25 protein-coding genes, 2 tRNA genes and 1 pseudogene are annotated in these 25,586 nt (G+C 70.4%); 6 read left to right on the top strand and 22 right to left on the bottom strand.

Translation table 11 applies throughout. The features are described from left to right. Positions 1-93 precede the first annotated feature (93 nt). The 10 genes from ruvB to pgsA all read right to left on the bottom strand — a co-directional run bounded on the left by ruvB (position 94) and on the right by pgsA (position 8,568). Entirely contained in the window at positions 94-1,164 is a 1,071-nt protein-coding gene (gene ruvB / locus JL475_RS08175) for a Holliday junction branch migration DNA helicase RuvB (RefSeq protein ID WP_202276757.1), read from the bottom strand. A gap of 75 nt (positions 1,165-1,239) precedes the next feature. After that, a complete protein-coding gene (gene ruvA, locus JL475_RS08170; protein WP_202276756.1) occupies positions 1,240-1,848 on the bottom strand; it encodes a Holliday junction branch migration protein RuvA in 609 nt (202 codons plus the stop codon). Beyond that, positions 1,845-2,402, bottom strand: a complete 558-nt coding sequence (ruvC, locus tag JL475_RS08165; RefSeq protein ID WP_202276755.1) for a crossover junction endodeoxyribonuclease RuvC — start codon at positions 2,400-2,402, stop codon at positions 1,845-1,847. The genes ruvA and ruvC overlap by 4 nt, the downstream gene beginning before the upstream one ends. Before the next feature lie 204 nt (positions 2,403-2,606). Further along, on the bottom strand, positions 2,607-3,359 hold the full coding sequence (locus JL475_RS08160; RefSeq protein WP_202276754.1) for a YebC/PmpR family DNA-binding transcriptional regulator: 753 nt from the start codon (positions 3,357-3,359) through the stop codon (positions 2,607-2,609). A 78-nt stretch (positions 3,360-3,437) separates the two neighbouring features. Further along, a complete protein-coding gene (gene pdxT, locus JL475_RS08155) occupies positions 3,438-4,043 on the bottom strand; it encodes a pyridoxal 5'-phosphate synthase glutaminase subunit PdxT (protein ID WP_202276753.1) in 606 nt (201 codons plus the stop codon). Positions 4,044-4,045: 2 nt separating this feature from the next. Then, positions 4,046-4,957, bottom strand: coding sequence for a pyridoxal 5'-phosphate synthase lyase subunit PdxS (gene pdxS, locus JL475_RS08150; protein ID WP_202276752.1), 912 nt, complete (start codon positions 4,955-4,957; stop codon positions 4,046-4,048). 190 nt (positions 4,958-5,147) lie between these two features. Then, positions 5,148-5,690 carry a hypothetical protein gene (locus JL475_RS08145; RefSeq protein WP_202276751.1) on the bottom strand — a complete coding sequence of 181 codons (543 nt, stop codon included), beginning with the start codon at positions 5,688-5,690 and terminating at the stop codon, positions 5,148-5,150. A gap of 78 nt (positions 5,691-5,768) precedes the next feature. After that, positions 5,769-6,932 carry a glycosyltransferase family 4 protein gene (locus JL475_RS08140; protein ID WP_202276750.1) on the bottom strand — a complete coding sequence of 388 codons (1,164 nt, stop codon included), beginning with the start codon at positions 6,930-6,932 and terminating at the stop codon, positions 5,769-5,771. Next, the gene (locus JL475_RS08135; RefSeq protein ID WP_202276749.1) at positions 6,929-7,840 is read right to left on the bottom strand and encodes a phosphatidylinositol mannoside acyltransferase; all 912 of its coding nucleotides are present in this window, start codon (positions 7,838-7,840) and stop codon (positions 6,929-6,931) included. Before JL475_RS08135 ends, JL475_RS08140 begins: the two co-directional genes overlap by 4 nt. Next, a complete protein-coding gene (pgsA, locus tag JL475_RS08130; protein ID WP_202276847.1) occupies positions 7,837-8,568 on the bottom strand; it encodes a phosphatidylinositol phosphate synthase in 732 nt (243 codons plus the stop codon). The genes JL475_RS08135 and pgsA overlap by 4 nt, the downstream gene beginning before the upstream one ends. 311 nt (positions 8,569-8,879) lie before the next feature. Here pgsA and JL475_RS08125 point away from each other — a divergent pair, with 311 nt between their 5' ends. Together JL475_RS08125 and JL475_RS08120 are read left to right on the top strand one after the other, a co-directional pair. After that, positions 8,880-11,075, top strand: a complete 2,196-nt coding sequence (locus JL475_RS08125) for an elongation factor G-like protein EF-G2 (RefSeq protein WP_202276748.1) — start codon at positions 8,880-8,882, stop codon at positions 11,073-11,075. Positions 11,076-11,317: 242 nt separating this feature from the next. Beyond that, positions 11,318-12,973 (top strand): hypothetical protein, encoded by a 1,656-nt coding sequence (locus JL475_RS08120; RefSeq protein WP_202276747.1) that lies wholly within the window; start codon positions 11,318-11,320, stop codon positions 12,971-12,973. A gap of 58 nt (positions 12,974-13,031) precedes the next feature. Here JL475_RS08120 and JL475_RS08115 read toward each other — a convergent pair whose 3' ends face one another. Continuing rightward, on the bottom strand, positions 13,032-13,580 hold the full coding sequence (locus JL475_RS08115) for an HIT domain-containing protein (protein ID WP_202276746.1): 549 nt from the start codon (positions 13,578-13,580) through the stop codon (positions 13,032-13,034). Positions 13,581-13,719: 139 nt separating this feature from the next. Beyond that, positions 13,720-15,696: a threonine--tRNA ligase gene (gene thrS, locus JL475_RS08110; protein ID WP_202276745.1), complete on the bottom strand. Its 1,977-nt coding sequence runs from the start codon at positions 15,694-15,696 to the stop codon at positions 13,720-13,722. Between the two features lie 349 nt (positions 15,697-16,045). Here thrS and JL475_RS08105 point away from each other — a divergent pair, with 349 nt between their 5' ends. Continuing rightward, positions 16,046-16,771 carry a 3'-5' exonuclease gene (locus JL475_RS08105; protein WP_202276744.1) on the top strand — a complete coding sequence of 242 codons (726 nt, stop codon included), beginning with the start codon at positions 16,046-16,048 and terminating at the stop codon, positions 16,769-16,771. Between the two features lie 77 nt (positions 16,772-16,848). Here the strand turns inward: JL475_RS08105 and JL475_RS08100 are convergent. The 8 genes and pseudogenes from JL475_RS08100 to JL475_RS08065 all read right to left on the bottom strand — a co-directional run bounded on the left by JL475_RS08100 (position 16,849) and on the right by JL475_RS08065 (position 22,399). Further along, positions 16,849-16,920: transfer RNA gene (locus JL475_RS08100), tRNA-Val, on the bottom strand. A gap of 39 nt (positions 16,921-16,959) precedes the next feature. Next, positions 16,960-17,424, bottom strand: coding sequence for an SRPBCC family protein (locus JL475_RS08095; protein ID WP_202276743.1), 465 nt, complete (start codon positions 17,422-17,424; stop codon positions 16,960-16,962). Between the two features lie 99 nt (positions 17,425-17,523). Next, on the bottom strand, positions 17,524-18,123 hold the full coding sequence (locus JL475_RS08090) for a hypothetical protein (protein ID WP_202276846.1): 600 nt from the start codon (positions 18,121-18,123) through the stop codon (positions 17,524-17,526). A 27-nt stretch (positions 18,124-18,150) separates the two neighbouring features. Beyond that, a complete protein-coding gene (locus tag JL475_RS08085; protein WP_202276742.1) occupies positions 18,151-19,083 on the bottom strand; it encodes a carbohydrate ABC transporter permease in 933 nt (310 codons plus the stop codon). Beyond that, positions 19,080-20,080, bottom strand: a pseudogene (locus tag JL475_RS08080) (carbohydrate ABC transporter permease). Before JL475_RS08080 ends, JL475_RS08085 begins: the two are co-directional and overlap by 4 nt. Continuing rightward, on the bottom strand, positions 20,080-21,381 hold the full coding sequence (locus tag JL475_RS08075) for an ABC transporter substrate-binding protein (protein WP_202276845.1): 1,302 nt from the start codon (positions 21,379-21,381) through the stop codon (positions 20,080-20,082). Before JL475_RS08075 ends, JL475_RS08080 begins: the two are co-directional and overlap by 1 nt. 406 nt (positions 21,382-21,787) lie before the next feature. Further along, positions 21,788-21,859: transfer RNA gene (locus JL475_RS08070), tRNA-Val, on the bottom strand. 78 nt (positions 21,860-21,937) lie between these two features. Continuing rightward, a complete protein-coding gene (locus JL475_RS08065) occupies positions 21,938-22,399 on the bottom strand; it encodes a TIGR02611 family protein (RefSeq protein WP_202276741.1) in 462 nt (153 codons plus the stop codon). A gap of 191 nt (positions 22,400-22,590) precedes the next feature. Between JL475_RS08065 and JL475_RS08060 the strand changes: the two genes are divergently transcribed. Then, the gene (locus JL475_RS08060) at positions 22,591-23,004 is read left to right on the top strand and encodes an SsgA family sporulation/cell division regulator (RefSeq protein ID WP_004002642.1); all 414 of its coding nucleotides are present in this window, start codon (positions 22,591-22,593) and stop codon (positions 23,002-23,004) included. A gap of 286 nt (positions 23,005-23,290) precedes the next feature. Then, a complete protein-coding gene (locus tag JL475_RS08055; protein ID WP_202276740.1) occupies positions 23,291-23,851 on the top strand; it encodes a CGNR zinc finger domain-containing protein in 561 nt (186 codons plus the stop codon). Between the two features lie 147 nt (positions 23,852-23,998). Here the strand turns inward: JL475_RS08055 and JL475_RS08050 are convergent, their stop codons facing one another. Together JL475_RS08050 and JL475_RS08045 are read right to left on the bottom strand one after the other, a co-directional pair. Next, positions 23,999-24,151 (bottom strand): hypothetical protein, encoded by a 153-nt coding sequence (locus JL475_RS08050; RefSeq protein WP_181383571.1) that lies wholly within the window; start codon positions 24,149-24,151, stop codon positions 23,999-24,001. Between the two features lie 192 nt (positions 24,152-24,343). Next, positions 24,344-24,793, bottom strand: coding sequence for a hypothetical protein (locus JL475_RS08045; RefSeq protein ID WP_202276739.1), 450 nt, complete (start codon positions 24,791-24,793; stop codon positions 24,344-24,346). Positions 24,794-25,032: 239 nt separating this feature from the next. Between JL475_RS08045 and JL475_RS08040 the strand changes: the two genes are divergently transcribed. Further along, entirely contained in the window at positions 25,033-25,551 is a 519-nt protein-coding gene (locus tag JL475_RS08040) for a DsbA family protein (RefSeq protein WP_202276738.1), read from the top strand. Positions 25,552-25,586: the final 35 nt, after the last annotated feature.

The raw sequence follows: 25,586 nt of genomic DNA, 5'->3' as shown, positions 1-25,586 counted from the left end.
AAGGGTGGCATCGGCGGAGTCTAGGCGAGTCCGCGCGCAGGGAACAACGCTCAGCGTGGCACCGGGGTTCCTCTCCCGGCCGGTGCCGACCCCTCATGCCCCGAACAGGTCCCCTTGTCCGTTTCCGGTTCCGCGGGAGCCGGGCGGGGTGAGGCCGAGATGCACCCACGCCGCCGGGGTCGCGACCCGGCCGCGCGGGGTGCGGGCGAGCAGGCCCTCCCGGACGAGAAAGGGCTCGGCGACCTCTTCCACCGTCTCACGTTCCTCGCCCACCGCGACCGCGAGCGTGGACAGGCCGACCGGTCCGCCGCCGAACAGCTTGAGCAGGGCCTCCAGCACTGCCCGGTCGAGCCGGTCCAGACCGCGGCCGTCGACCTCGTAGACCGCCAGGGCCGCCGTGGCGATCTCGCGGGTGATCCTCCCGTCGGCCCTGACCTGGGCGTAGTCCCGGACCCGGCGCAGGAGGCGGTTGGCGATGCGGGGCGTGCCACGGGAACGGCCGGCGATCTCGGCAGCGCCGTCGGTCTCTATCCCGACCTCCAGGAGGCCCGCCGAGCGGTGGATGACCCGCTCCAGCTCGGTGGGCTCGTAGAACTCCATGTGCGCGGTGAAGCCGAAGCGGTCGCGCAGCGGGGGCGGCAGCAGACCCGCCCGGGTGGTGGCGCCGACCAGGGTGAACGGGGGCAGCTCGAGGGGGATGGCGGTCGCGCCGGGCCCCTTGCCGACGATGACGTCGACGCGGAAGTCCTCCATCGCCATGTACAGCATCTCCTCGGCGGGCCGGGACATCCGGTGGATCTCGTCGAGGAAGAGCACCTCGCCCTCCTGGAGGGAGGACAGGATCGCCGCGAGGTCGCCGGCGTGCTGGATGGCCGGGCCCGAGGTGATGCGGATGGGGGCTTCCATCTCGGCCGCGATGATCATGGAGAGGGTGGTCTTGCCGAGGCCGGGGGCACCGGAGAGCAGCACGTGGTCGGCGGTGGCGCCCCGCGCGCGGGCGGCGCGCAGCACCAGGTCGAGCTGTTCGCGGACCTTCTCCTGGCCGATGAACTCGTCCAGGTCCTTGGGCCGCAGGGCGGCCTCGACGGCCTGGTCCTCCCCGTCGGCGACAGATCCCACCAACCGCTCCGCGGCGGCGGGGTCGGTCGTGTCGTCCCAGTTCACTGAAGTCTCCTAGCCGGGGTGGGGCGGGGCGGTACGAGGAATGCGGGGCTACGGGGGGGGGACGGCGGTGCGGGGCTAGCGGGCTCGGTTCAGAGTCTGCAGGGCCGCCTTCAGCAGCGGGCCCACCTGGGGGGTGCCCTCGGCCGCCTCGGCCTGCGGAGTGACGGCGGCGACCGCCTCGTCGGCCTCGCGCGTCGCGTACCCGAGGCCGATCAGTGCGGCGTGCAGCTGGTCGCGCCAGCCCGTGGTGCCGGGACCGGCCGTGGTCGCCGCCGCGCCCACCGGTGCGCCGAGGCGGTCCTTCAGCTCCAGGAACAGCTTCTGGGCGCCCTTCTTGCCGATGCCGGGCACGGCGGTGAGCGCCTTCTCGTCGGTGGTCGCGACGGCCCGCCGCAGCGCGTCCGGGGTGTGCACGGCGAGCATGGCCTGGGCCAGACGCGGACCCACGCCGCTGGCGGTCTGCAGCAACTCGAAGACCTGCCGCTCGTCGTCGTCCGCGAAGCCGTAGAGGGTGAGCGAGTCCTCGCGCACCACCAGGGACGTCGCGAGCCTGGCGGGCGCGCCGACGCGCAGCCCGGACAGGGTGTCGGGCGTGCACTGGACGGCCACGCCGACGCCGCCGACCTCGACGACCGCGGCGTCGGGGGCGAGCGCGGCGACCGTGCCGCTGACGAAGGCGATCATGCGGAGCGCCCCTTCGGTGAGTTCGGTGCTGTGGGTGTGTGCGAGGCGTGCAGTACGGCCGCCTGACGCAGCCGGTTCTGGGCCGGGGCCCGCCAGATGTGGCAGATGGCGAGCGCCAGGGCGTCGGCCGCGTCGGCGGGCTTCGGGGGCGCGTCGAGCCGCAGCAGCCGGGTGACCATCGCTCCGACCTGGTCCTTGTCCGCGCGGCCGGAGCCGGTCACGGCGGCCTTGACCTCGCTGGGCGTGTGCAGGGCGACGGGGATGCCTCGGCGCGAGGCGCACAGCAGGGCGACGGCGCTCGCCTGGGCGGTCCCCATCACCGTCCGGACGTTGTGCTGGCTGAAGACGCGTTCGACGGCGACGAGCTCCGGCCGGTGTTCGTCCAGCCACTGCTCCAGGCCCTGCTCGATGACGACGAGGCGGTGTCCGAGATCGGCGTCGGCGGGCGTGCGTACGACACCGACGCCGAGCATGGTGAGCGGTCGCCCGGCGACCCCCTCGACCACCCCGACACCGCACCGGGTCAGCCCCGGGTCGACCCCCAGCACCCGCACGCCGGCCTCCCCTCTCTCTGCGGCCCATCCGCCGCCGCTCTCGCGGACCTGGCTGATCGCCGTCGGGGTTCCTCGATCGAGGGTTGCGGTCCGCGTACGGTGATCTTTGACGTACGCCAGGCTATCGGCTGCCACTGACAGGGCTGCGGGCCGGTGAGGACATGCCCCCACCGGCCCGCTGGAATCGTCGCGCACGCAGCCGCGTCACACGTCGACCTTCTCCATGATCTCGTCGCTCACGTCGAAGTTGGCGAAGACGTTCTGCACGTCGTCGCTGTCCTCCAGCGCGTCGATCAGCTTGAAGATCTTCTTGGCGCCCTCCTCGTCCAGGTCGACCTGCATGGTCGGGACGAAGTTGGCCTCGGCGGAGTCGTAGTCGATCCCCGCGTCCTGCAGTGCGGTGCGGACCTCGACGAGGTCGGTGGCCTCGCTGAGCACCTCGAAGGACTCACCGAGGTCGTTGACCTCCTCGGCGCCCGCGTCCAGGACGGCGGCGAGGACGTCGTCCTCGCCCAGCTCACCCTTGGGGACGATCACGACACCCTTGCGGTTGAACAGGTACGACACCGAGCCAGGGTCGGCCATCGAGCCGCCGTTGCGGGTCATCGCGACCCGCACGTCCGAAGCGGCGCGGTTGCGGTTGTCGGTGAGGCACTCGATGAGCACCGCGACACCGTTGGGGCCGTAGCCCTCGTACATGATCGTCTCGTAGTCGGCGCCACCGGCTTCGAGACCGCCACCGCGCTTGATGGCGGAGTCGATGTTCTTGTTCGGCACCGACTGCTTCTTGGCCTTCTGCACGGCGTCGTAGAGCGTGGGGTTGCCGTCCAGATCGACACCGCCCATACGCGCGGCGACCTCGATGTTCTTGATCAGCTTCGCGAAGAGTTTGCCACGCTTGGCATCGAGGACGGCCTTCTTGTGCTTCGTCGTGGCCCATTTGGAGTGGCCGGCCATCTGACTCTCTCCTTCGCGTAACCCATCCCTGCAACAAACTCCCCCAGGGCTCGAAAGCCCGGGAGGTACCCAGGAATCCTACAAGGCGTCGGCCGCTCGGCACTCTCGTGTCATGGCGACGAACAGACCGTGCACGCGGTGATCGCCGGTCAGTTCCGGGTGGAACGACGTGGCCAGGGCATTGCCCTGGCGGACCGCGACGATGTGGCCGTCGTGCTCGGCGACCACCTCGGCTCCGGCTCCGACGGACTCGACCCAGGGAGCGCGGATGAAGACACCGCGCACGGGGCCGCCCACCACTCCCTTGACGTCGACCGCGGCCTCGAAGGAGTCGTTCTGCCGCCCGAAGGCGTTGCGGCGCACGATCATGTCGATCCCGCCCACGGTCTCCTGACCCGAGCGCGGATCGAGGATCTTGTCGGCGAGCAGGATCATCCCGGCGCAGGTGCCGTAGACGGGCATGCCTGCGCGCACGCGTGCGCGCAGGGGCTCCATCAGACCGAACAGGACGGCCAGTTTGGAGATGGTGGTGGACTCTCCGCCGGGCAGGACCAGACCGTCGACCTCGGCGAGTTCGTCGGGCAGGCGCACCGGCCTGGCCACGGCGCCGGCCGCGGCCAGGGCGACGAGGTGCTCCCGCACGTCGCCCTGGAGGGCCAGGACGCCTGTCACGACGTCGCTCATGCCTACCAGCCGCGGTTGGCGTAGCGCTCGGCCTCGGGAAGGGTGTCGCAGTTGATGCCGACCATGGCCTCGCCGAGGTTGCGGGACGCCTCGGCGATCACCTTCGGGTCGTCGTAGAAGGTGGTGGCCTTGACGATGGCGGCGGCACGCTTGGCCGGATCGCCGGACTTGAAGATGCCGGAGCCGACGAAGACGCCCTCGGCGCCGAGCTGGCGCATCAGCGCGGCGTCGGCGGGAGTGGCGACACCGCCGGCGGAGAACAGCACGACCGGCAGCCTGCCCAGCTCGGCGACCTCCTTGACCAGCTCGTACGGGGCGCGCAGCTCCTTGGCGGCGGCGTACAGCTCGTGGTTGTCGAAGCCGCGCAGCCGGGCGATCTCGTTCTTGATCTGGCGCAGGTGACGGACGGCCTCGACGACGTTGCCGGTGCCGGCCTCGCCCTTGGAGCGGATCATCGCGGCACCCTCGGCGATGCGGCGCAGGGCCTCGCCGAGATTGGTGGCACCGCAGACGAAGGGAGTGGTGAACGACCACTTGTCGGAGTGGTTGACCTCGTCGGCCGGAGTGAGGACCTCGGACTCGTCGATGTAGTCGACGCCGAGGGACTGCAGGACCTGGGCCTCGACGAAGTGGCCGATGCGGGACTTGGCCATGACCGGGATGGAGACGGCCCCGATGATGCCGTCGATCATGTCCGGGTCGGACATGCGTGCCACGCCGCCGTCCTTGCGGATGTCTGCGGGCACGCGCTCCAGGGCCATGACGGCGACGGCGCCCGCGTCCTCGGCGATCTTCGCCTGCTCCGGCGTGACGACGTCCATGATCACGCCGCCCTTGAGCTGCTCGGCCATGCCGCGCTTCACGCGGGCGGTGCCGGTCTCGGGAGCCTGGTTCTCGGAGAGCGTGCTGGACACGAATGACCTCACTGTGTACGAAGAGGGGATTTCTACAGCACTGAGGAAACGTGAACGGACCAGTCCACATCAAGAGCCAATGATGAGGCGGTGGATCCTTTTGGGCGGATCCTTCCGGACGGCTCCCCCGGTACGGCCCTCGGCACGACCGGCTCCGGGAGGGCTCCTGGTCTTCTCGGGCGGGGCCGCGCTAAGCGGCCCGCTCCGTCAGGGAGGCCGGTGGTTCGTCGTCCATTTCGAAGGCCATCGGGAACGGCGCGTGTCCCGCCAGCCGGAACCAGCGCACCTTGCGGTGCCGGCGCAGAGCACGTGCGGCCCGTACGGCGTCGTTGTGGAAACGCCGTGCCATGGGCACCTTGCGAACCGCCTCGGCGAGTTCCAGGGCCGCTTCCTCTCCCCCGGGCGCGTCCCTGACCGCGTCCACCTGCTGCGCCTCGGCGAAGACGGCGCGCAGCGCCTGGCTCAGTTCGCTCTCGGCGACCTCCCGTTGCTCCTCCACCGTCTGCCGCGCGGCGTGCGCGGCCTCGTAGAGCACGATCGAGGCGGCCGGGTCGAGCACCCCCGCGGTGGCCAGTTCCTGCGCCACCGAGGCGCGACGCAGCAACTGCGCGTCCAGCGCGGCGCGGGCGGCGTCGATCCGGGCGTGCAGCCGGTCCAGCCGCCCCGCCGTCCAGCTCAGATAGAGGCCGATCGCGGCGAGGACGACAAGGATCCAGATGAGGGTTGCGGTCACGGGCGGCAAGGCTACCGGGAGCCGCATCCGGACCCGAACGGGCCGGAGCCCGACCGACGGGTCGGGCCCTTCCCCGTCTCAGTCCCGCGTCAGGCCGAAGCGTGTCCACCGCTTCGTCGTCCGGTCGTCCGCCGCCACCGCGGCCGCGCCGGCGGTCACCGTCTCGTAGACGGACATGATGTCCGCGCCGACGGTCGACCAGTCGAAGCGGCGGACGTGGGCGCTGCCCCGTTCACGCAGCTTCGCGCGGCGCTCCGGGTCCTCCAGGAGGCGTATCGCGGCGTCGGCGAGCGCGTCGGCGTCCTCGTTGGGGAACAGTTCGCCCGCCGCCCCCCGGTCGAGGACCTGGGCGAAGGCGTCCAGGTCGGAGGCGAGCACCGGCGCCCCCGCGGACATCGCCTCGACCAGGATGATGCCGAAGCTCTCGCCGCCGGTGTTGGGGGCCACATACAGGTCGACGCTGCGCAGGAGTCGGGCCTTGTCCTCGTCGCTGACCATGCCGAGGAACTCGACCCGGGAACGGAGCTCGGCGGGCAGGCTCTCGACCGCCTCCTCCTCGTCGCCGCGTCCCGCGACCAGCAGCCGCGCCCGCGGGCGGGCGGCGAGGATCTTCGGCAGGGCCCGCATCAGCACCGGGAGGCCCTTGCGGGGCTCGTCGATACGGCCGATGAAGCCGATCGTCTCCCCCTGCCACCGCGGATCGGCCTCGGCGCGGGCGAAGAAGTCGACGTCCACACCGTTCGGGATCACCACGGCGTCCCCGCCGAGGTGTTCGACGAGCGTGCGGCGGGCGTACTCGCTCACCGCGATCCGTGCGCTGATCTTCTCCAGGGCCGCCTGCAGGATGGAGTAGGCGGCGATCATCGCCCTGGAGCGCGGGTTGGACGTGTGGAAGGTGGCCACGATGGGTCCCTCGGCGGCCCAGCAGGTCAGCAGGCCGAGCGAGGGGGAGGTCGGCTCATGGATGTGGATCACGTCGAAGGCGCCCTCGTGCAGCCAGCGGCGCACCCGGGCCGCCGACAGGAAACCGAAGTTGAGCCGGGCCACCGAGCCGTTGTACGGCACCGGCACCGCGCGGCCGGCCGAGACGACGTACGGCGGCAGCGGGGTGTCGTCGTCGGCCGGGGCGAGAACGGACACCTCGTGGCCGAGCCGGATGAAGTACTCGGCCAGGTCACGGATGTGGAACTGAACGCCACCCGGCACGTCCCAGGAGTACGGGCAGACGATGCCGATTCTCACGGAGTCGCCTCCCGTGCGGGATCGAGGTCCTTGAGCCACAAGCGCTGCAGCATGTGCCAGTCCTCCGGATGCTCGGCGATCCCCGCGGCGAAGGCGTCGGCCAGCGCCTGTGTCATCACGGACGTCTTCTCGGCGCGTGTGCCTGACTCGGGAATTGCGACCGGTGGATGGACCTGTCCCCGCATCACGGGCGAGTCGTCGTACCAGAGCGTCGCCGGCAGCAGCAGCGCGCCGGTCTGCTGGGCGAGCAGGGCGGGGCCGGCCGGCATCCGCGCGGTCTCGCCGAAGAAGTCGACCTCCACGCCGGAGGCCGACAGGTCGCGGTCGGCGACCAGGCAGACCAGTCCCCCGTCGCGCAGCCGCCGGGCCAGCGTGCCGAACGCGCTGCCGCCGTTGTGCGGGAGCACCTCCATGCCGAGGCCCTCACGGTAGGCGACGAACCGGTCGTACAGCGTCTCCGGCTTCAGGCGCTCGGCGACGGTGGTGAAGGGGATGCCGAGCCCGGTGGTGACCCAGGCTCCCGCCAGATCCCAGTTGGCGAGGTGCGGCAGTGCCAGGACGACGCCCTTGCCGGCCGCCATGCCGTCGGTCAGACGGTGGATGTCCTTGACGGCCACGCCGCCCGCTATGCGCTCCCGGCTCCAGGCAGGCAGCCGGAAGGACTCCATCCAGTACCGCAGGTACGAGCGCATGCCCGCGCGGGACAGTTCGGCGAGCCGCTCGGGGTCCGCGCCCGGCACCACGCGCGCGTAGTTGCCCTCCAGCCGCAGCACGCCCTTGCCCCGCCGCTTCCAGGCCAGGTCGGCGATGCTCCGGCCGAGTCGTACGGCGACGGGTTCGGGGAGTTTCCTGACGGTGGCCCAGCCGGCGCCGTACAGGGCGTCGGTCAGCCGCTCCTGGACGCTCACTTCGCGGTCTCGCTCCCCCTGGTGCGCTGGTCCTCGGCGGTCTCCCGCACCCCGGACTCCCGCGCTCCTGCCTCCCTCGCCCCGGACTCCCGTTCCGCGGCCTCGGCCTCGGCGGACTCCCGGCGTACGGTGACGACCCGCTGGATCAGCGTGATCAGGCTGCCGACGGCGACGATCCACAGGGCGATCGGCAGCAGGTACTGGATGCCGGGCACACCGAATGCGTGCAGGCCCGCCAGACCTGCCGCGACCAGCGAGATCACCAGCCGCTCGGCCCGCTCGATCAGCCCGTTCACGGCGACCGGCAGTCCGATCGACTCGCCGCGCGCCTTGGTGTACGACACCACCTGGCCGCTGGCCAGGCAGAAGATCGAGACGGCACACAGCACGAGGTCGTCGCCCCCGCCCGCGTACCACAGGGCAAGTCCGGCGAAGACGGCCCCGTCGGCGACCCGGTCGAGGGTGGAGTCGAGGAAGGCCCCCCAGCGGCTGGAGCGACCCAGCTGGCGGGCCATGTTGCCGTCGACGAGGTCGGAGAACACGAACAACGTGATGACGACCGTGCCCCAGAAGAACTCGCCCATGGGGTAGAAGACCAGCGCGCCCGCGACCACACCCGCGGTGCCGATGAGCGTGACCGTGTCCGGGCTGACCCCCCGCCGGATGAGAAACGCGGCGAACGGCGTGAGGACACGCGTGAAGAATGCACGCGCGTACTTGTTCAGCATGGCCTTCCCGACGGTCGGTGTGGCCGTGTGGCCCTGCTGGCCACCGGCTGGCCCATCGTAGTCACGCACGCGTACCGTCGTCGGCCGGGCACCCGAACGTCCGGCGCGCGGGCCGACGACGCACACGGTGGCGGACCGGGAGACGGGATCACGTCCCTCGTATGGACGCACCGTGACGGGAGTGCAAAGCTCGAAGGACCGCGGGCGTCGCCGGAGCCGTCACCGCTCGGGGTGCCCCCGGGTGAGCACCCGGAGGAGGATTCCGCGTGCCCGCGCCCACAGTGACCTCACCGTGCACGGGAGGCAGGACCATGGGCGACAAGGCGCACACACACCCCGGAGCCGCCGGAAGGGCACAGGCGGCCGACCATCCCACGTCCGTACGGAATGTGGTGCTGGTCGGTCACTCCGGATCGGGCAAGACGACCTTGGTGGAGGCTCTCGCGCTGACCGCGGGAGCGGTGAACCGGGCGGGCCGGGTGGAGGACGGCGGCACCGTCTCCGACTACGACGACATCGAGCACCGGCAGCAACGCTCGGTACAGCTCTCCCTGGTGCCCGTCGAATGGGACGACATCAAGATCAACCTGCTGGACACCCCCGGGTACGCCGATTTCGTCGGTGAACTCAGGGCCGGTCTGCGAGCGGCGGACGCGGCCCTTTTCGTCGTCTCGGCCTCCGACGGCGTGGACGGCTCGACCCGGATGGTGTGGGACGAGTGCGCGGCCGTCGGCATGCCCCGGGCCATCGTCGTCACGCACCTGGAAGCGGCGCGCGCGGACTTCCAGGAGATGACGCGCGTCTGCGCGGAGGCGTTCGGCGGGGACGACCCCGACGCCGTACTGCCGCTGTACCTGCCCCTGCACGGCCCTGCGGGGCCCGACGGGCACGCGCCCGTGACGGGGCTGATCGGCCTGCTGACGCAGAAACTGTTCGACTACTCCTCCGGGGAACGCGAGGAGTCCCAGCCCGGCCCGGACCGGCTGCCTCTGATCGAGGAGGCACGCAACCGGCTGATCGAGGGGATCATCGCGGAGAGCGAGGACGAGACCCTCATGGACCGCTACCTCGGTGGCGAACAGTGCGACGTCGAGACGCTGATCGAGGACCTGGAGCGCGCCGTCGCGCGAGGTGCGTTCTTCCCCGTCCTGGCCGCCGCTCCCGCGGCCGAGGGCGCCCGTCAGGGCCTCGGCACCGTCGAGCTGCTGGGGCTGATCACCGGCGGCTTCCCGACCCCGCTGGAGCACGTCACACCGCGGGTGACCACGGTCGACGGCACACCGCGCGAGCTGAAGCCGTGCGATCCCGACGCCCCGCTGGTCGCGGAGGTCGTCAAGACGTCGTCCGACCCGTACGTCGGCCGGCTCTCCCTGATCCGCCTCTTCTCCGGCACCCTGCGCGCCGACCAGACGGTGCACGTCTCCGGGCACGGACTGGCCGACCGGGGCCACGAGGACCACGACGTCGACGAGCGGATCGGCGCACTGTCCACGCCGTTCGGCAAACAGCAGCGGCCGGTGTCGCACGTCATCGCGGGCGATCTGGCGTGCGTGGCGAAACTGGGCCGTGCCGAGACCGGGGACACCCTCTCCTCCAAGGACGACCCGCTGCTCATGGAACCCTGGGAGATGCCCGACCCGCTGCTGCCGCTGGCCATCGAGGCGCACAGCAAACCCGACGAGGACAAACTCTCGCAGGGGCTGTCCCGCCTCGTGGCGGAGGACCCGACGATGCGCCTGGAGCAGAACCAGGACACCCACCAGGTGGTCCTGTGGTGTCTGGGCGAAGCACACGCGGACGTGGCCCTGGAGCGGCTGCGCAGCCGGTACGGCGTCCAGGTGGACGTCGTACCCCACCGGGTGCCGTTGCGGGAGACGTTCGGCGACCGGGCGGCCGGACGCGGGCGGCATGTCAAACAGTCCGGTGGCCATGGGCAGTTCGCCATCTGCGAGATCGAGGTGGAGCCGCTGCCGGGCGGCTCGGGCATCGAGTTCGTGGACAAGGTGGTCGGCGGCTCGGTGCCGCGGCAGTTCATCCCGTCCGTCGAGAAGGGCGTACGGGCCCAGGCCGCCAAGGGCGTCGCGGCCGGCCACCCGCTGATCGACGTACGGGTGACGCTGCTGGACGGCAAGGCGCACTCGGTGGACTCCTCCGACGCGGCGTTCCAGACGGCGGGCGCGCTGGCGCTGCGGGAGGCGGCCGCGGACGCGCGGATCCACCTCCTGGAGCCGGTGGCCGAGGTGAGCGTCCTGGTCGGCGACGACTACGTGGGAACGGTGATGAGCGATCTGTCCGGCCGACGCGGCCGAGTGCTCGGCACCGAGCAGTCGGCGGGTGGCCGCACCCTCATCCGGGCCGAGGTGCCGGAGATCGAGATCGGCCGGTACAGCGTCGACCTGCGGTCGCTCTCGCACGGCACCGCGCGCTTCAGCCGCCGGTACGCGCGGCACGAGCCGATGCCGCCGCAGGTCGCGGAGCGGGTGCGGGAGGAGGCCCGCAGCGCCTGACGGCGCCCGCGGTGCCCCGCCGGTCGGCGCCGGGCGCCCGGCGCCCGCCTTCACCCGCACGCGCCCCAGGAGCCCGCCGAACACGCCCTCGGAGCGTCGACCACCGCCCCGGCAGGCGGCTTTCGGCCGTCCACCGACGGACACCGGTGGCTGCCGATACTCTGAAGTCCAGATCAACAGGTGTGCGCAGCAAGGAAGTCGGGAAGGCCGCAAGACGACAGTCGCGGCGATCGGGGGCGGGAATGACCGTTGAGGGCGGTTACGCGGAGTTCTTCGGTCCGCAGGTGCCACGCACCGGTGACGAGGGACAGACTCCGACGTTCGCACTGGCCTCGGCGGCCTACCGGGACAACGAGGCCGAGGAGATACTCAAGGCCAACAACGAGTGGCACAAGTCGTCCGTGGACAAGCCCAGGATCGCGCTGTTCCGGCCGAACCTGGGCGAGGCGTTCTCCCGGGCGATCATCGACCGGATGCTGGGCTCCGGGCGGGCACCACTCATCCAGTCCTTCGGCGCCCACCCCCAGGTGGTGGTGGAGCACAGCCTCGCGGCGCACCGCATCCGGCGGGAGCGGGACAACTGGCTGAGTGCCGTGATGGTGCTGTGCGGCCTGCTGTTCCTGCCCGGACTGCTGGTGTGGCTGCTGGTATTCCAGATCCGCACCACCATCGCCAGACGCGAGGACAAACGGGCCGGCGCGCTCGCCACCACGCTCCTGGTCGCGGTGGGCGTCCTCGCGGTGATCTTCCTGCTCCGGATGCCCTTCGACGGGTTCTGGGGCTGGTACGCGCGCGCGTCGGTCGTCGCCCCGGTGGTGGGCTGGTTCTGGGCCAAGCGGATCTGCGAGCGCACGGCGCGGGACCTCAGGGAGCGCTGGAGCAGCCTGCTCTCCGGCGGCAGCGTGGGTGCCAAGGTGCCCGAAGCGGTGCCGAGCAGCCCCGGTGAGACGGCCGCCGAGCAGTTGCGTCAGTCGCTGGCCCGGCTCAGCGCCGAACAGCAGTCCAACTCCGTGTTCTACGCCGGCCCCAAGGGGATACTGGGCATGGGCACGCGCTGGGGCAGCTGGCAGCTCGCCGAGGAGCTCGTACCGATCGACCCGGACCGGGAGATCAACCCGTTCCGCAGCTGGGACGTGATCAAGGCCATCCACGACCGGCTGCGCATGCTGGAGCGCGGTCCGCTGCACACCGGCGGCTTCACCAAGCCGTCGGTACGGCACTGGATCGTCACCCCGATCGGGGAGAACGCGGACGGGGTGTCCCGGCCCGAGGGCACCGACGTCGAGGCGTACCAGGTCAAGCAGCACGCCATACAGGAGATCTGCAACAACCAGCAGTTCGGCGCGGGCGACCGGCACTACCTGGGCGTGCAGTGGACGCTGTGGGACGGCCAGTTGGTCCTCACCATGCTGATCACGGTGACGGTGCTGCACGAGACGCTGCGCATCGAGGTCACCGGGCATGCTCTGGGGCCGGTGCACTCCCTGTTCACGACCAAGCCGGCGGCCAAGGAGAAGACGGTCCAGAAGTCGGTCAGGTTCTGGGAGACCCGGACGGTGAAGCTCCCCCTGGTCGACGCGGACGAGGTGGTGCGCCTGGCCGCCCGGGCGCCGCTGACCTGGTACCCGCCGCTGCTGTACTGGCTGGGCGGAAAACTCTCGCTGCCCGAGCCCTTCGGCCTGCGGCACGCCTGGGCCGACAAGCCGTGGCGGCACCGTTTCATGGCCGACGACGCGCTGCGCGCCGCCACACCGGTCCTGCGGGCGGTGCACTCGGCGGCGATCAAGGTGCTGAAGGAGAACGGCGTGGACACGGAGAAGTTCGGTGCCCGCTCGGCGGGCCTGAGCGGAGTCATCCAGGAAGCGGTGCCCAAGAAGGCCGACGTGTACGACGCGTAGGTCTCCGGCGGTGCGGTCGGAGACGTACGCGTCCGCCGGTGCGGGCGTCCGCCGCGGATCAGTCCGTCGGCCAGGCTTCCGCGAGCATCTTGCGGGTGTCGCCCAGCAGTTGCGGCAGCACCTTCGTGTGGCCGACGACCGGCATGAAATTGGTGTCGCCGCCCCAGCGGGGCACGACGTGCTGGTGCAGGTGGGCGGCGATGCCCGCGCCGGCCACGGTGCCCTGGTTCATCCCGATGTTGAAGCCGTGGGCGCCGGAGGCACTGCGCAGGGCACTCATCGCCTGCTTGGTGAGCTCGGCGAGCTCCGCCGTCTCCCCCGCCGTGAGGTCCGTGTAGTCGGCGACGTGGCGGTACGGCACCGTCATCAGGTGACCGCCCGTGTAGGGGTACAGGTTGAGCACGGCGTAGACCAGCTCGCCGCGCTTGATGATCAGCCCGTCCTCGTCGGACTTGGCCGGGATGGAGCAGAAGGGACAGCCGTCGTCGGCACCCGGGCCGCTCGGCTTGTTCTCGCCCTGGATGTAGGCCATCCGGTGGGGCGTCCACAGACGCTGGAACGCGTCCTGCGTGCCCACTCCCAACTGCTGCTCCGGCTCACTCGTCATGCGTGCAGCATATGGCGTCGCCGTGGGGGAGCGGCAAAGGCCCCCGGGGGAACACCCGGGGGCCGATCCCCGCGCAGGTGGTCGGCAGGTGCGGACCACGGCAGAGGTCGGGACCATCCCCGCTCAGGCGGGGACCACGTCACACCTGAACGCGACGCTCCACCACGTCAACGAGCTTCGCCAGCGCTTCGTCACGCGGAATGCCGTTCTCCTGCGAACCGTCGCGGTAGCGGAACGACACCGTGCCCGCGTTCATGTCGTCGTCGCCGACGATGATCATGAACGGGACCTTGAGCTTCTGCTGCGTGCGGATCTTCTTCTGCATGCGGTCCGAGGAGGAGTCCACCTCGACCCGCAGGCCCTGCTTCTTCGCGTCGGCGGCGAACTTCTCCAGGTACTCCACGTGCGCGTCGCCCACCGGGATACCCACCGCCTGCACCGGCGCCAGCCATGCCGGGAAGGCGCCCGCGTAGTGCTCGAGGAGCACCGCGAAGAACCGCTCGATGGAACCGAACAGCGCGCGGTGGATCATGACCGGGCGGGTCTTGGAGCCGTCCGCGGCGGTGTACTCCAGGTCGAAGCGCTCCGGCAGGTTGAAGTCGAGCTGGATCGTCGACATCTGCCAGGTGCGGCCGATGGCATCGCGGGCCTGCACCGAGATCTTCGGTCCGTAGAAGGCGGCGCCGCCCGGGTCCGGGACCAGCGGCAGGCCCTGCTTCTCGGCGACCTGGCGGAGGGTCTCGGTGGCCTCCTCCCACGCCTCGTCCGTGCCGACGAACTTCGTCTCGTCCTTGGTGGACAGCTCCAGGTAGAAGTCGGTCAGGCCGTAGTCGCGCAGCAGGTTCAGGACGAAGGTGAGGGTCTTGTCGAGCTCCTCGGACATCTGCTCGCGGGTGCAGTAGATGTGCGCGTCGTCCTGGGTGAAACCGCGGGCGCGGGTCAGACCGTGCACGACGCCCGACTTCTCGTACCGGTAGACCGTGCCGAACTCAAAGAGCCTCAAGGGCAGTTCACGGTACGACCGGCCGCGCGCGTCGAAGATCAGGTTGTGCATCGGGCAGTTCATGGGCTTGAGGTAGTAGTCCACGCCCTCGTCGAGCTGCATGGGCGGGTACATGCCGTCGGCGTACCAGTCCAGGTGACCCGAGGTCTCGAAGAGCTTCCCCTTCGTCGCGTGCGGGGTGTAGACGAACTCGTAGCCCTCCTCCTCGTGCCTGCGCCGCGAGTAGTCCTCCATGACCCGGCGGATGATGCCGCCCTTGGGGTGGAAGACGGCGAGACCGGAGCCGATCTGCTCGGGGATGGAGAACAGGTCGAGCTCGGAACCCAGCTTGCGGTGGTCGCGCTTCTCGGCCTCGGCGAGGAACTCCAGGTGCGCCTTCAGCTCGTCCTTGGTCGGCCAGGCGGTGCCGTAGATCCGCTGGAGCTGCTTGTTCTTCTCGCTGCCGCGCCAGTACGCCGAGGCGTTGCGCATCAGCTTGAACGCCGGGATGTTCCGGGTGGTCGGCAGATGCGGGCCACGGCAGAGATCCCGCCAGCACAGCTCGCCGGTCTTGGCGTCCAGGTTGTCGTAGATCGTCAGCTCGCCGGCGCCGACCTCGACGTCCGCGCCGTCGTCGTGCGACGCGGCACCCTTGAGGCCGATCAGCTCCAGCTTGTACGGCTCGTCGGCGAGCTCCTCGCGGGCCTCGTCGTCGGTGACCACGCGGCGGGAGAAGCGCTGGCCGCGCTTCTGGATCTCCTGCATGCGCTTCTCGATGGCCTTGAGGTCATCGGGGTGGAAGGGCTTGTCGACGTCGAAGTCGTAGTAGAAGCCGTCCCGGACCGGCGGGCCGATGCCCAGCTTGGCCTCGGGGAACAGTTCCTGTACGGCCTGCGCCATGACGTGCGCGGTGGAGTGGCGCAGGATGTTCAGGCCGTCCTCGGAGGAGATCTCGACGCCTTCGACGGTCTCGCCGTCCTTGACCTCGTAGGCGAGGTCCTTGAGCTCACCGGCCACCCGCGCCGCGATGATCGAGCGCTCGCCTGCGAAGAGCTCGGCGGCCGTGGTGCCCGTCGTCACCACGCGCTCGTCCCGCTCGGAATCGCGTTGGATGATCACACGGACGTCTGACACCGGTCTCTCCTGACTGAAGGCTTTGGCTGCGGCGCCATACCTGAGCGCACGCACGGGTGCGATCGTACCGACCCGAACCGGTCGGGTGCGAAATCATTCCTCGCGGCCGGCCTGCTCGGCCTCGCCGGCCCGTACCGGGTGCGGCACCGGCCCTCACCGAGAGTGATCGGCGCGTATCCGGCCAGGATCCCGCGAGCGCCCACGGCCGCACGGAGCCGGGCGGCGACGGGCGGCGACGGGCGGCGACGGAGCGGTCGGTGCCCGCGTACGGCGCGCACCGACCGGGTATCACCGGAGCGGGCAGCGGACTGGGCGTCAACTGCCGATGGTGCGCGAGGGGTTGGTGGGTATGAGGTGCTGGTACGAGGGGCCGCTGGCCGCCTTCGACACGGAGACGACAGGGGTGGACGTCGAAACCGACCGGATCGTGTCGGCAGCCGTCGTCGTCCAGGACTCGCCGGGCACCCGGCCGCGGGTCAGCCGCTGGCTGGTCAACCCGGGGGTGCCGGTGCCGGCCGCGGCGACGGAGGCACACGGGCTGACGGACGAGCATCTGCAGCGCAACGGCCGCTGGCCGGCACCGGTGATGTACGAGGTGGCGGAGGCGTTGGCCGAACAGGCGGGGGTGGGCCGGCCGCTGGTGGTGATGAACGCCCCGTTCGATCTCACCCTGCTGGACCGGGAGTTGCGCCGCCATCGGGCCGCGCCGCTGAGCCGCTGGTTCGAGCGGACGCCACTGCTGGTGCTGGACCCGCAGGTCCTCGACAGGCAGCTGGACCGCTACCGCAAGGGCGGCCGCACGCTCACCGACCTGTGCGCGCTCTACGGCGTCCCGTCGGAGGACGCGTCCGGCGTGGAGGCGGGCGCGGCGGCGGCGCTGGAGGTCACCCGCGCGGTGGGCCGCCGCTTCGCGTCCCGGCTGGAGCGCCTGTCCCCCGGCGAGCTCCACACGTTGCAGGCGGTGTGGCACGCGGGCCAGGCCCGGGGCCTGACCTCCTGGTTCGCCCGTACCGGCACGCAGGAGGCGGTGGACCCGGCCTGGCCGCTGCGTCCGGACCTGCCGACGGCCGCGTGAGGCCCGGCCAGGAGCGCGTGAACACGGGTCGGGGCACACAAAAAGCCGGTCCGCCTGCGGCGGACCGGCTTTCCCGGTGGGCGATACTGGGTTCGAACCAGTGACCTCTTCGGTGTGAACGAAGCGCTCTCCCACTGAGCTAATCGCCCGGGAACGGACTGAACAATACAGGTCCGGGCGCGCTTGGTTCAAACCGCTTGCAGGTGGGCGGCCAGGCCGCGCCGCCCGGCCCGCATCATGAGTGCGTGGTTCGCGCGGAAGACGGGCCGTCCCGGCCTGGCGAGTCGGCGCAGCAGCGGTTTACGGACGTCGACCTCCTGGGCGTAGCGGGCGAGAGTGCCGCCGGAGCCTTGGGGGACGACGGTCCAGCGGGCCCAGCCGTCGATGTCCCCGGACAGGGCGACTTCCAGGAGTCCGGCCGCGGGGTGGCGCCTCGTCTCCCGCACGGTCGCCACCAGGGAGAAGGGCAGCACGGAGCGGATCCGGAGGATCCCGGCGCCCCCGCCGGCGGTGTCGGCGAGCCGCGTGGCCTCCTTCACCTGCGGCCACCAACGGGGATAGTCCTCGACGCGTTCCAGGGCGCGGTACACGGCGGGCGCGGGCGCCTGCGACAACGGCTGCCTTCGGGAGGGACCTGCGGGGACGGGGGGCATGGCCTTTCCTTTCCGTGCGGACGCATCGCAATGTCAAGGGCGTGACAAACAGAGACGCGACGCCGGGGTGTCGGCCCCGGCACGAAAGGCACCGCCGCGTCAGCGGTGCCGGTAGCGCTCTTCCGTGGCTATGACCGCCGCCGCGACGGCTCCCAGGACGGGGAGCGCGAGCGGCGCGCTGAGCCGGGCGGAGCAGACCACCACGGCCAGCCCGCCGACGATCAGGAAGGATCCGGCCGGGTCGAGCACGGTGCGGCGACCGGCCCGCGCTAGCAGCGACCGCCAGGGGGCGCCGGGTTGCCACTCGGCCGCCGCGCGCAGCCCGGCGACGACCGCCGCGATCAGGGCGAACACTCCGACGGCGGCCACGAGCGCACCACCGGGCAGCCCGGCCCGTACGGCCCGTACGTCCACCCACACCACGGCGAGGACGGCCCATCCGGCGAGTCCGACGAGCCACCCGCCGCGCAGTGCCGACCGGAAGTCGGCCGCGAACTCCCGCAGCCCGCCGCGCTCGTGGGCGAGCCGGCGCCCGAGGTGCCGCGCACCGGCCGCGAACGCGGCGGGCCAGGTGACGAGCGGCAGTGACGCCAGCGCGATCCACACTCCGGTGAGCAGACACTCGGCGAACAGGGCGAACCGGCCGGTGAACAGCGACTCGCCGCGTTCACGGAGGACCTCGGCCCGCGCCTTGGCCATGATCGGTTCAGTCATGCTCGGTTCACCTCAGCCCTTCAGGCCGGACGTGGCCATGCCGTCGATGAGGTAACGCTGGAAGGCCAGGAAGAAGGCCAGTACCGGCAGGAGCGCGACGAGGGACATGGCGATCATGCCGCCGTAGTTCGCCAGCGCCTCCTGGTCGACGAACATCTTCAGGCCGAGGGAGACCGTGTACTTGCCGGGCTCGTTGAGGTAGATCAGCGGGCCCATGAAGTCGTTCCAGGCGTTGATGAAGGTGAAGATGGCACTGGTGATCAGCGCGGGACGGCACAGCGGGAGCACGATCGACCAGTAGATGCGGAAGTGCCCGCAGCCGTCGAGGCGCGCCGCCTCGTCGAGTTCCCTGGGCAGGTTGCGCATGAACTGCACCATCAGGAAGACGAAGAACGCCTCCGTGGCCAGGTACTTCCCCAGCAGGAGCGGGGTGTACGTATTAATCATGTCCATGTTGCGGAAGAGCACGTACTGCGGGATGAGCAGCACGTGGTACGGCAGCAGCAGCGTGCCGATCATCAGTGCGAAGAGCAGATTGCGGCCGGCGAACCCGATCTTCGCGAAGGCGTAGGCGGTCAGCGAGCAGGACACCACGATCCCGATCACCGAACCGACCGCGAGGAAGAGCGAGTTGAAGAAGAACGTGGAGATCAGGATGTCCGCGATGCCGTCGGCGAGGCTGGTGTAGTTCGAGGTGGTCGGGTCGCCCGGGAAGAGGTCCAGGCCGCCGACGATGTCCTCGCTCTTCTTGAACGACCCGCCGATGACCCAGATCACCGGGTAGAGGATCACCGCGAGAATCGCCAGCGACCCGAGGTGCCAGGCCAGTGAGCCGGGCAGTCCGCGCCGGAAGGCCGTCGTCCGCGGGGAGCGGGCCGGTGTGCTGTCGGCGGTCGAGGGGGGCACCCCCTGATCGAGCGAGGTCGAGAGACCGGGGGAGCTCATCGGCCGCCCTCCTCGTAGTGCACCCAGCGTTTCTGGGACCAGAACAGCACCGCGGTGACCAGGGCGACCGCGACCAGCAGCATCCACGCCATGGCGGAGGCCAGGCCCATCCGGCTGTTCTCGAAGCCCTGGACGTACAGATAACAGGTGTAGACCATCGTGCCGTCCGCCGGACCGCAGGCGTTGCCTCCGGCGCCGCCGCCGACGATGTAGGCCGAGCTGAAGATCTGGAAGGAGTGAATGGTCTCCAGCAGGACGTTGAAGAAGAGCACCGGGGAGGTAATCGGCAGGGTGATGTTCCAGAACTGCCGCAGCCCGCCCGCCCCGTCGACGTCGGCCGCCTCGTACAGCTCGCGCGGCACCTGCTTCAGGCCGGCCAGGAAGATGACCATGGGGGCGCCGAACTGCCAGACGGTGAGCGCCACCAGGCTGTAGATGATCAGGTCCGGGTCACCGGTCCAGCCGCCGACGTCGATGCCGAAGAGCTTCTGCGTGCGGTCGACGATCGCGTCGTCGGAGAAGATCGCCTTCCACACGATGGCGACGGAGACGCTCGCCCCGATCAGCGACGGCGCGTAGAAGGCGGCCCGGTAGAAGGCCTGCCCGCGCCGCTTCTGGGCCAGCAGCAACGCCACCCCGAGCGCGGCGATCAGCTTGATCGGCGTGCCGACGGCCACGTACCAGAGCGTGACCTGCACCGAGTGGTGCCAGCGCGGGTCGGCGAACATCTCGGAGAAGTTGTCCAGGCCGATCCCCCGGGGGCGTCGAACAGGTTGTAGTCGGTGAACGCGAAGTACAGGGAGGCGATCATCGGGCCTGCCGTCAGCAACAGGAACCCGGCGATCCAGGGGGACATGAAGAGGTAGCCGGCCAGGTTCTCCCGGCGGCCCCGCTGCTTCAGGGCGGCGGGGCGCGGGGACTTCACCGGACCGTGCCGCGGCTCGGAGTCCCGGGTCGGGGCCTCCGGCGCAGGGGCGTGTGTCACGGCGGTTCCCATCAGCCGGCGAGAGCCGTCTTCGACTCGGTGAGGAACTGCTTGACCGCGTCCGCCACGGAGCGCTTGCCCAGGCCCAGTTCCTCCGCGATGCGCAGGAACGCGGCCTCGCAGATGTCGGCACCGTTCGGGTGCGGGGTGATGGGCTCCAGGACGCCCGCGTCGACGAGGGACTCCTCGTAGGCGGCGATCGCCTTGTTGACCGGGTCGGTCGGCCGGTACGCGTCGTACTGTGCCTGCGTGGTGGGCACACCGCGGTCGTATCCCATGATCTTGGCAACCTCGGGATCGTGCACCATGAAGTTGATGAACCGGGCGACCTCCTCGGGGTGCCGGGTGCGCTTGGACGCGCTCAACATCAGGGAGCCGAGGTACTGGCCGGTCCTCTTGCCGTCCGTGGTCGGAATGGGCGCGAGACCGTACTCGCTCTTGCCCTCGGAGGTGTAGCGCACGGTGAAGTTGTCCCAGGTGAACTCGGATCCGGCGAGTTCGGCGGAGAGCGCCGCCTTGGGCTTGATCTGGGAGACCTTCCTCGGGTCGGCGAACAGGCCGGACTTGACGCCCTTCTCGGCCTTGGTCCACCACTGGCTGAGATCCGCCTCGGTGAATCCCAGACCGTCCTCGCTGAAGAACGCCTTGCCGTTCTGCCGCAGATACAGGTCGTAGAGGTACATGACCCCGTACATGCCGCTGTCCCCGGCCCGTCCGGTTCTGTCACGGATCTTCGCCATCGCCTCGTCGAAGTCGTCCCAGGTCCAGCCCTGTTCGGGCTGGACACCGGCCCGGGTGAAGACGGGCTTGTCGATGGCCAGTGCCATCGAGTTCGAACCCACGGGCACGCCGAGGAGCTTGCCGTCGATCTCACCGAACTTCTCCAGGCCCGCCCGGAACCCGTCCATGGAGAGGTTGCCGGCCTCGACCTGCCCGCTGAGGTCGAGCAGAACGTTCTTTGCATCGTATTTACGCAGAAATCCGATGGCATTCTGGAAAACGTCCGGTGGATTCCCCCCGGAGGCCTGCGTGTTGAACTTCTTCCAGAAGTCGGTGTACGGCTGGAAGTCGGTCTCGATCTTCATCTTCGGGTGCTTCTCCTCGAAAAGCGCGATGGTCTTGTTGATGCGTTCGGCCCGGTCCTCGGCACCCCACCACGAGTAACGGAGCGTCACCGCCCCGCCTCCCGAGCTGCTGCCGCCACCGCAGGCGGTGGCGGTGGCACCCAGTCCCGCGACGGTCAGCGAGGCGCCCGCCGCCTTGAGGACCACCCGCCTCCCGACCCACCCTCCAGCCCGCCTTCCGACCCGCATCGCCGCGTTCTCGCCATTTTCGCCGTTCTCGCTCTGCTGCATACGAGCCTCCCCGCGACATCGAGTCCGCCCCGTGAATCGTTTCAAGTAAGCGCTTGCTGGCACAAGGTACGAAGGGCCCACGGACGCGTCAATGATTCGGACAGGAATTGCCGGGCGTGACGATCGGGCGCGGCCGGCGACGCCCCCCGGCTCCCCACGTGGGCGGGGGCGGAAAGGCCCAGGTCTGCGCGGGCGTGACCGACGGACCGAACGCCGGAGGGCCCACCGGAACACGGGCCCCGGAAGGTCACGGTTGAATGAAGGGCGCCGCAGACGACACGAACGGGACGGTCGCACCGCCCCCGTGCGCGAACGCGGTACGGCCCGACTCACTGTCTGCGAGTCGGGCCGTACCGCGATCCGGTGGGCGATACTGGGTTCGAACCAGTGACCTCTTCGGTGTGAACGAAGCGCTCTCCCACTGAGCTAATCGCCCGGACGCAGGAAGAACATTACCCCATGTCAGCCAGTGCCCGTGACGGGTGGGGGAACGGTCGCCGCGCCCCGCCCCGACTCACTGGTTCTCGATCTCCCAGGGCATCACCAGGCCGAACTTCCACAGGTAGGCCCCGGTCAACGCGGCCGCGATCAACAAGCCGATCGAGGTCAGGATGATGTTCCGGCGCCGCACCCGTGGATCGAGGGCGCGCTGCGCCGCCTCGGTGACCTTGCGCTTGGTCCACCGGAGCACCAGCTGGGCCCAGACGAACTCCGTCGCCCAGATCGCCATGCCGGCGAAGATCACCACCCACCCCGGCCCGGGCAGCACCAGCATGGCGGCGCCGGCCGCCACCACCGCGAGCCCCACGATGAAGACGCCGACCTGCCAGCTCACGTGCAGGGCGCGCCGCGCCTGGACGAACGCGGGCGCCCGCGAGCCCAGCGCGCGCTCGTCCTTCACCTGGTCCGCCCCGTCCGTCCCCGCCCGATCCGCCGTCATGGCCGCCTCGCCGGGTGAGTCACTCCCCGTGTTCATACCGCCAAACACTACCGGAGCCGATCCGGTCACCGGAACGGGCGCACCGGGCGAACAATCCCTCAGCCGGTTGAGTTACGTATACCGACGCAAAACACCCAGAGGGGTTTACAACGGCACCGTAGGTGGCATGTCGATTTCGCCGACGTGCGAATCCCCGAGCGCACACTGAGCGAAAGGCCCTGGCGCTTATGAACACCACGGTCAGCTGCGAGCTGCACCTGCGCCTCGTTGTGTCGAGCGAGTCCTCCCTGCCTGTCCCCGCAGGCCTGCGGTACGACACGGCCGACCCCTACGCCGTGCACGCCACTTTTCACACTGGAGCCGAGGAAACCGTCGAGTGGGTTTTCGCCCGCGACCTCCTCGCCGAGGGACTTCACCGCCCCACGGGCACCGGCGACGTCCGTGTCTGGCCATCGCGCAGTCATGGTCAGGGCGTCGTCTGCATCGCCTTGAGCTCCCCGGAGGGGGAGGCCCTGCTCGAGGCCCCGGCACGGGCTCTGGAGTCCTTCCTGAAGCGCACGGACGCCGCCGTGCCTCCCGGCACGGAACACCGGCACTTCGATCTCGATCAGGAGCTCTCACACATCCTGGCGGAAAGCTAGGGAGGGTTCACCGAACCGCCCGGCGCCGTCGACTCGGGGAGACGGCGCGGGCCCTGACAGCCGTGCGACGGCACACACCGGCGCCGACGCCGCGGGGCACCGCGGGCGGCGCCGGTGTGTTGCGCTCACGTCCCGGCCGAGCGGGTGATCGGGAGTCCCGGCTGGGTTTCCCTCGTTGCGTTTCGAAGCCATGTGCGGGCCGAACAGCGGTCGGGGGTCGCGGGAGCCACTACCATCGGCCAGCATCGACGGGCGCCCGCCCGACCCTCAGGCCAGGGAGCGAATCGTGCTGATCACCCACGACACCCGGTGCGCGCTGGACACCGTGGTGGATCTGGTGAACACCGCACCGGAGGAGGACGCGGCACCGGACGGGCTGCCGGACGTCGCGGCGCTCGAGAGCTTCGTGCACTCGCATCAGGTCAGTGAGGTCGGGGTACTCACGGAGTTCGACCTGTCGGCGGTGCGCAGACTCCGCGGGCGGTTCGCGGCGGTCTTCGCCGCTCCCGACGCCCACGCCGCCGCCAAACTGATCAACGAACTGGTCGCGGCCGCGGGCACCACGCCCCGGCTCACGAACCACGACGGCTACGACTGGCATGTGCACTACTTCGCCCCCGGCGCCTCGATCACCGACCACCTGGCCGCGGACTGCGGAATGGCGCTGGCCTTCTTCGTGGTCGCCGGTGAGCAGGAGCGGCTGCGGCGCTGTGAGGCCCCGGACTGCCGGCACGCCTTCGTCGACCTTTCCCGCAACCGTTCGCGCCGCTACTGCGACAGCCGTACCTGCGGCAACCGCCTGCACGTCGCCGCGTATCGCGCGCGGCGCAAGGAGGCGGCGAACTGACCGCCGGGCTCCCCGGGCCGGACGGGCGGCGGGCCCGGCACACGGGCGGGCCTGATGGACCCGGCAGGCCCGGCGTAGGGACGGGGAGGAGATCGATACCGTGCCGACGCGGTCCCGACGGGTGGCGCCGGGTACCGCGGGTACGGCTCACAGCCACAGCAGGTCGTGCAGGGCAGCCGTGAGCAGCAGACACCCGATCACCGCAAGGAAGATCATCAGCGGTGGCTGGGAAAGGGCGAAGAGGCATCCGCGCGGCTCTTCCTGCGGCGGCGCGGCCTCGCTCTGTGTCGTGTCCAGCATCTCGCGGCGATCATGACGCATCGGAAGCGCCCGACGCGATCACCACTCAGGGAGTGAACGCGAGTTCACCGATTCCGTGGCCTACAGCCCGAATCGCGATCGTTTACGGGCGCTCCGGGACTGACTGTGACGTTTCAACCGTCCCCCGACCCAGCCCCCCGCGTCGCACCCGTCACCTGCGGAGCGGCACCTTCATATGCCGTGCTTCTTGAGGATCGCCTCGATGTCGCTGAAGTCGTCGTCGCCCCCGGCCGCGGGCCGGGACGCCGGGCGGGAGCCCTGGCCCAGTGAGGGCGCCGAGGCCTTCGAGGCCACCGCCCCGGGCTGAGCGGCCGCCTCGGCCGAGCGGCGCTCCTTGCGGCCCTTCCGCTCCTCGCGTGTACCGCCGCGACGGCGCTCCACCGCTCGTGTGGTCATGAACAGCACCCAGGCCAGGCCCAGCAGCCCGAAGCCGGCCCAGGCCGTGGGGCTGAAGGCGGTGTCGGCCAACCACTCGACGACGCCTGTCATCACCAGGCCGATGGGAACGAGGGAGTAGGCGGCGATGCGGGTCGCGGCGAGGAAGCGCTTGCGCCACGCCGTGACCAGCGCGATGCCCAGGCCTGCCGCGGAGACGGCGGCACAGACTGTCTCGGCGATCATCCGGTCCTCCAGGCAGGGTCGGTTCGGTGGCGACGGGCACGTGACAACAAGCACTCCGTGCCCTTCCATCCTGCACCTTCCGGGCCCCGTCGGGCCATGTTCCGATCGCAGATCAGGGACATCTCCGGGTCGGCTCCTCCCCAGGTGCCGGTGCGCCGTACACCCTCGTCGGAGCCGGTACGGACGATCGTCCGAGGTCCGATTGGGTGCTGTGGGGCGGGGCTGGGAGACTGTCGGCCATGAGTGACTCCTCCCCCGACCGCGTCGCCGTTCCCGTTCTCGACGTGTGGTGCGAGCTGCAGTGCCCGGACTGCCGCGGTGCCCTCGACGATCTCCGCGCCCTGCGTGCCCGCTACGGCGACCGTCTGGAAGTGCGGCTGCGGCATTTCCCGCTGGAGAAGCACAAGCACGCTTTCGCCGCCGCGCAGGCCGTCGAGGAGGCGGTCGAGCAGGGGCAGGGCTGGGCGTATGTCGAGACCGTGCTGGGGCGGGTCGAGGAGCTGGCCCGCGAGGGAGAACCCTTCCTGGTCCAGGTCGCCCGGGAACTCGGACTGGACGCCGAGGAGTTCGACACCGCGCTGATCGACGGTCGGCACATCCTGATCGTGGACGCGGACCAGGCCGAGGGCAAGGCGATCGGGGTGACCGGCACTCCGACCTACGTCATCGGCGGCGAGCGCCTCGACGGCGGCAAGAGCCAGGAGGGCCTGCGCGAGCGCATCGAGGAGATCACGGACCGGCTGCTGGCCGAGCAGTAGGGGTGGACCGGGGCCGCTCGGCCTCCGCGAGCCGG

Source organism: Streptomyces sp. M2CJ-2 (assembly GCF_016757295.1).
Taxonomy (GTDB): Bacteria; Actinomycetota; Actinomycetes; order Streptomycetales; family Streptomycetaceae; genus Streptomyces.
The sequence above is the reverse complement of the archived record's forward strand: the minus strand, read 5'-3'. Positions and strand labels throughout refer to the sequence as shown.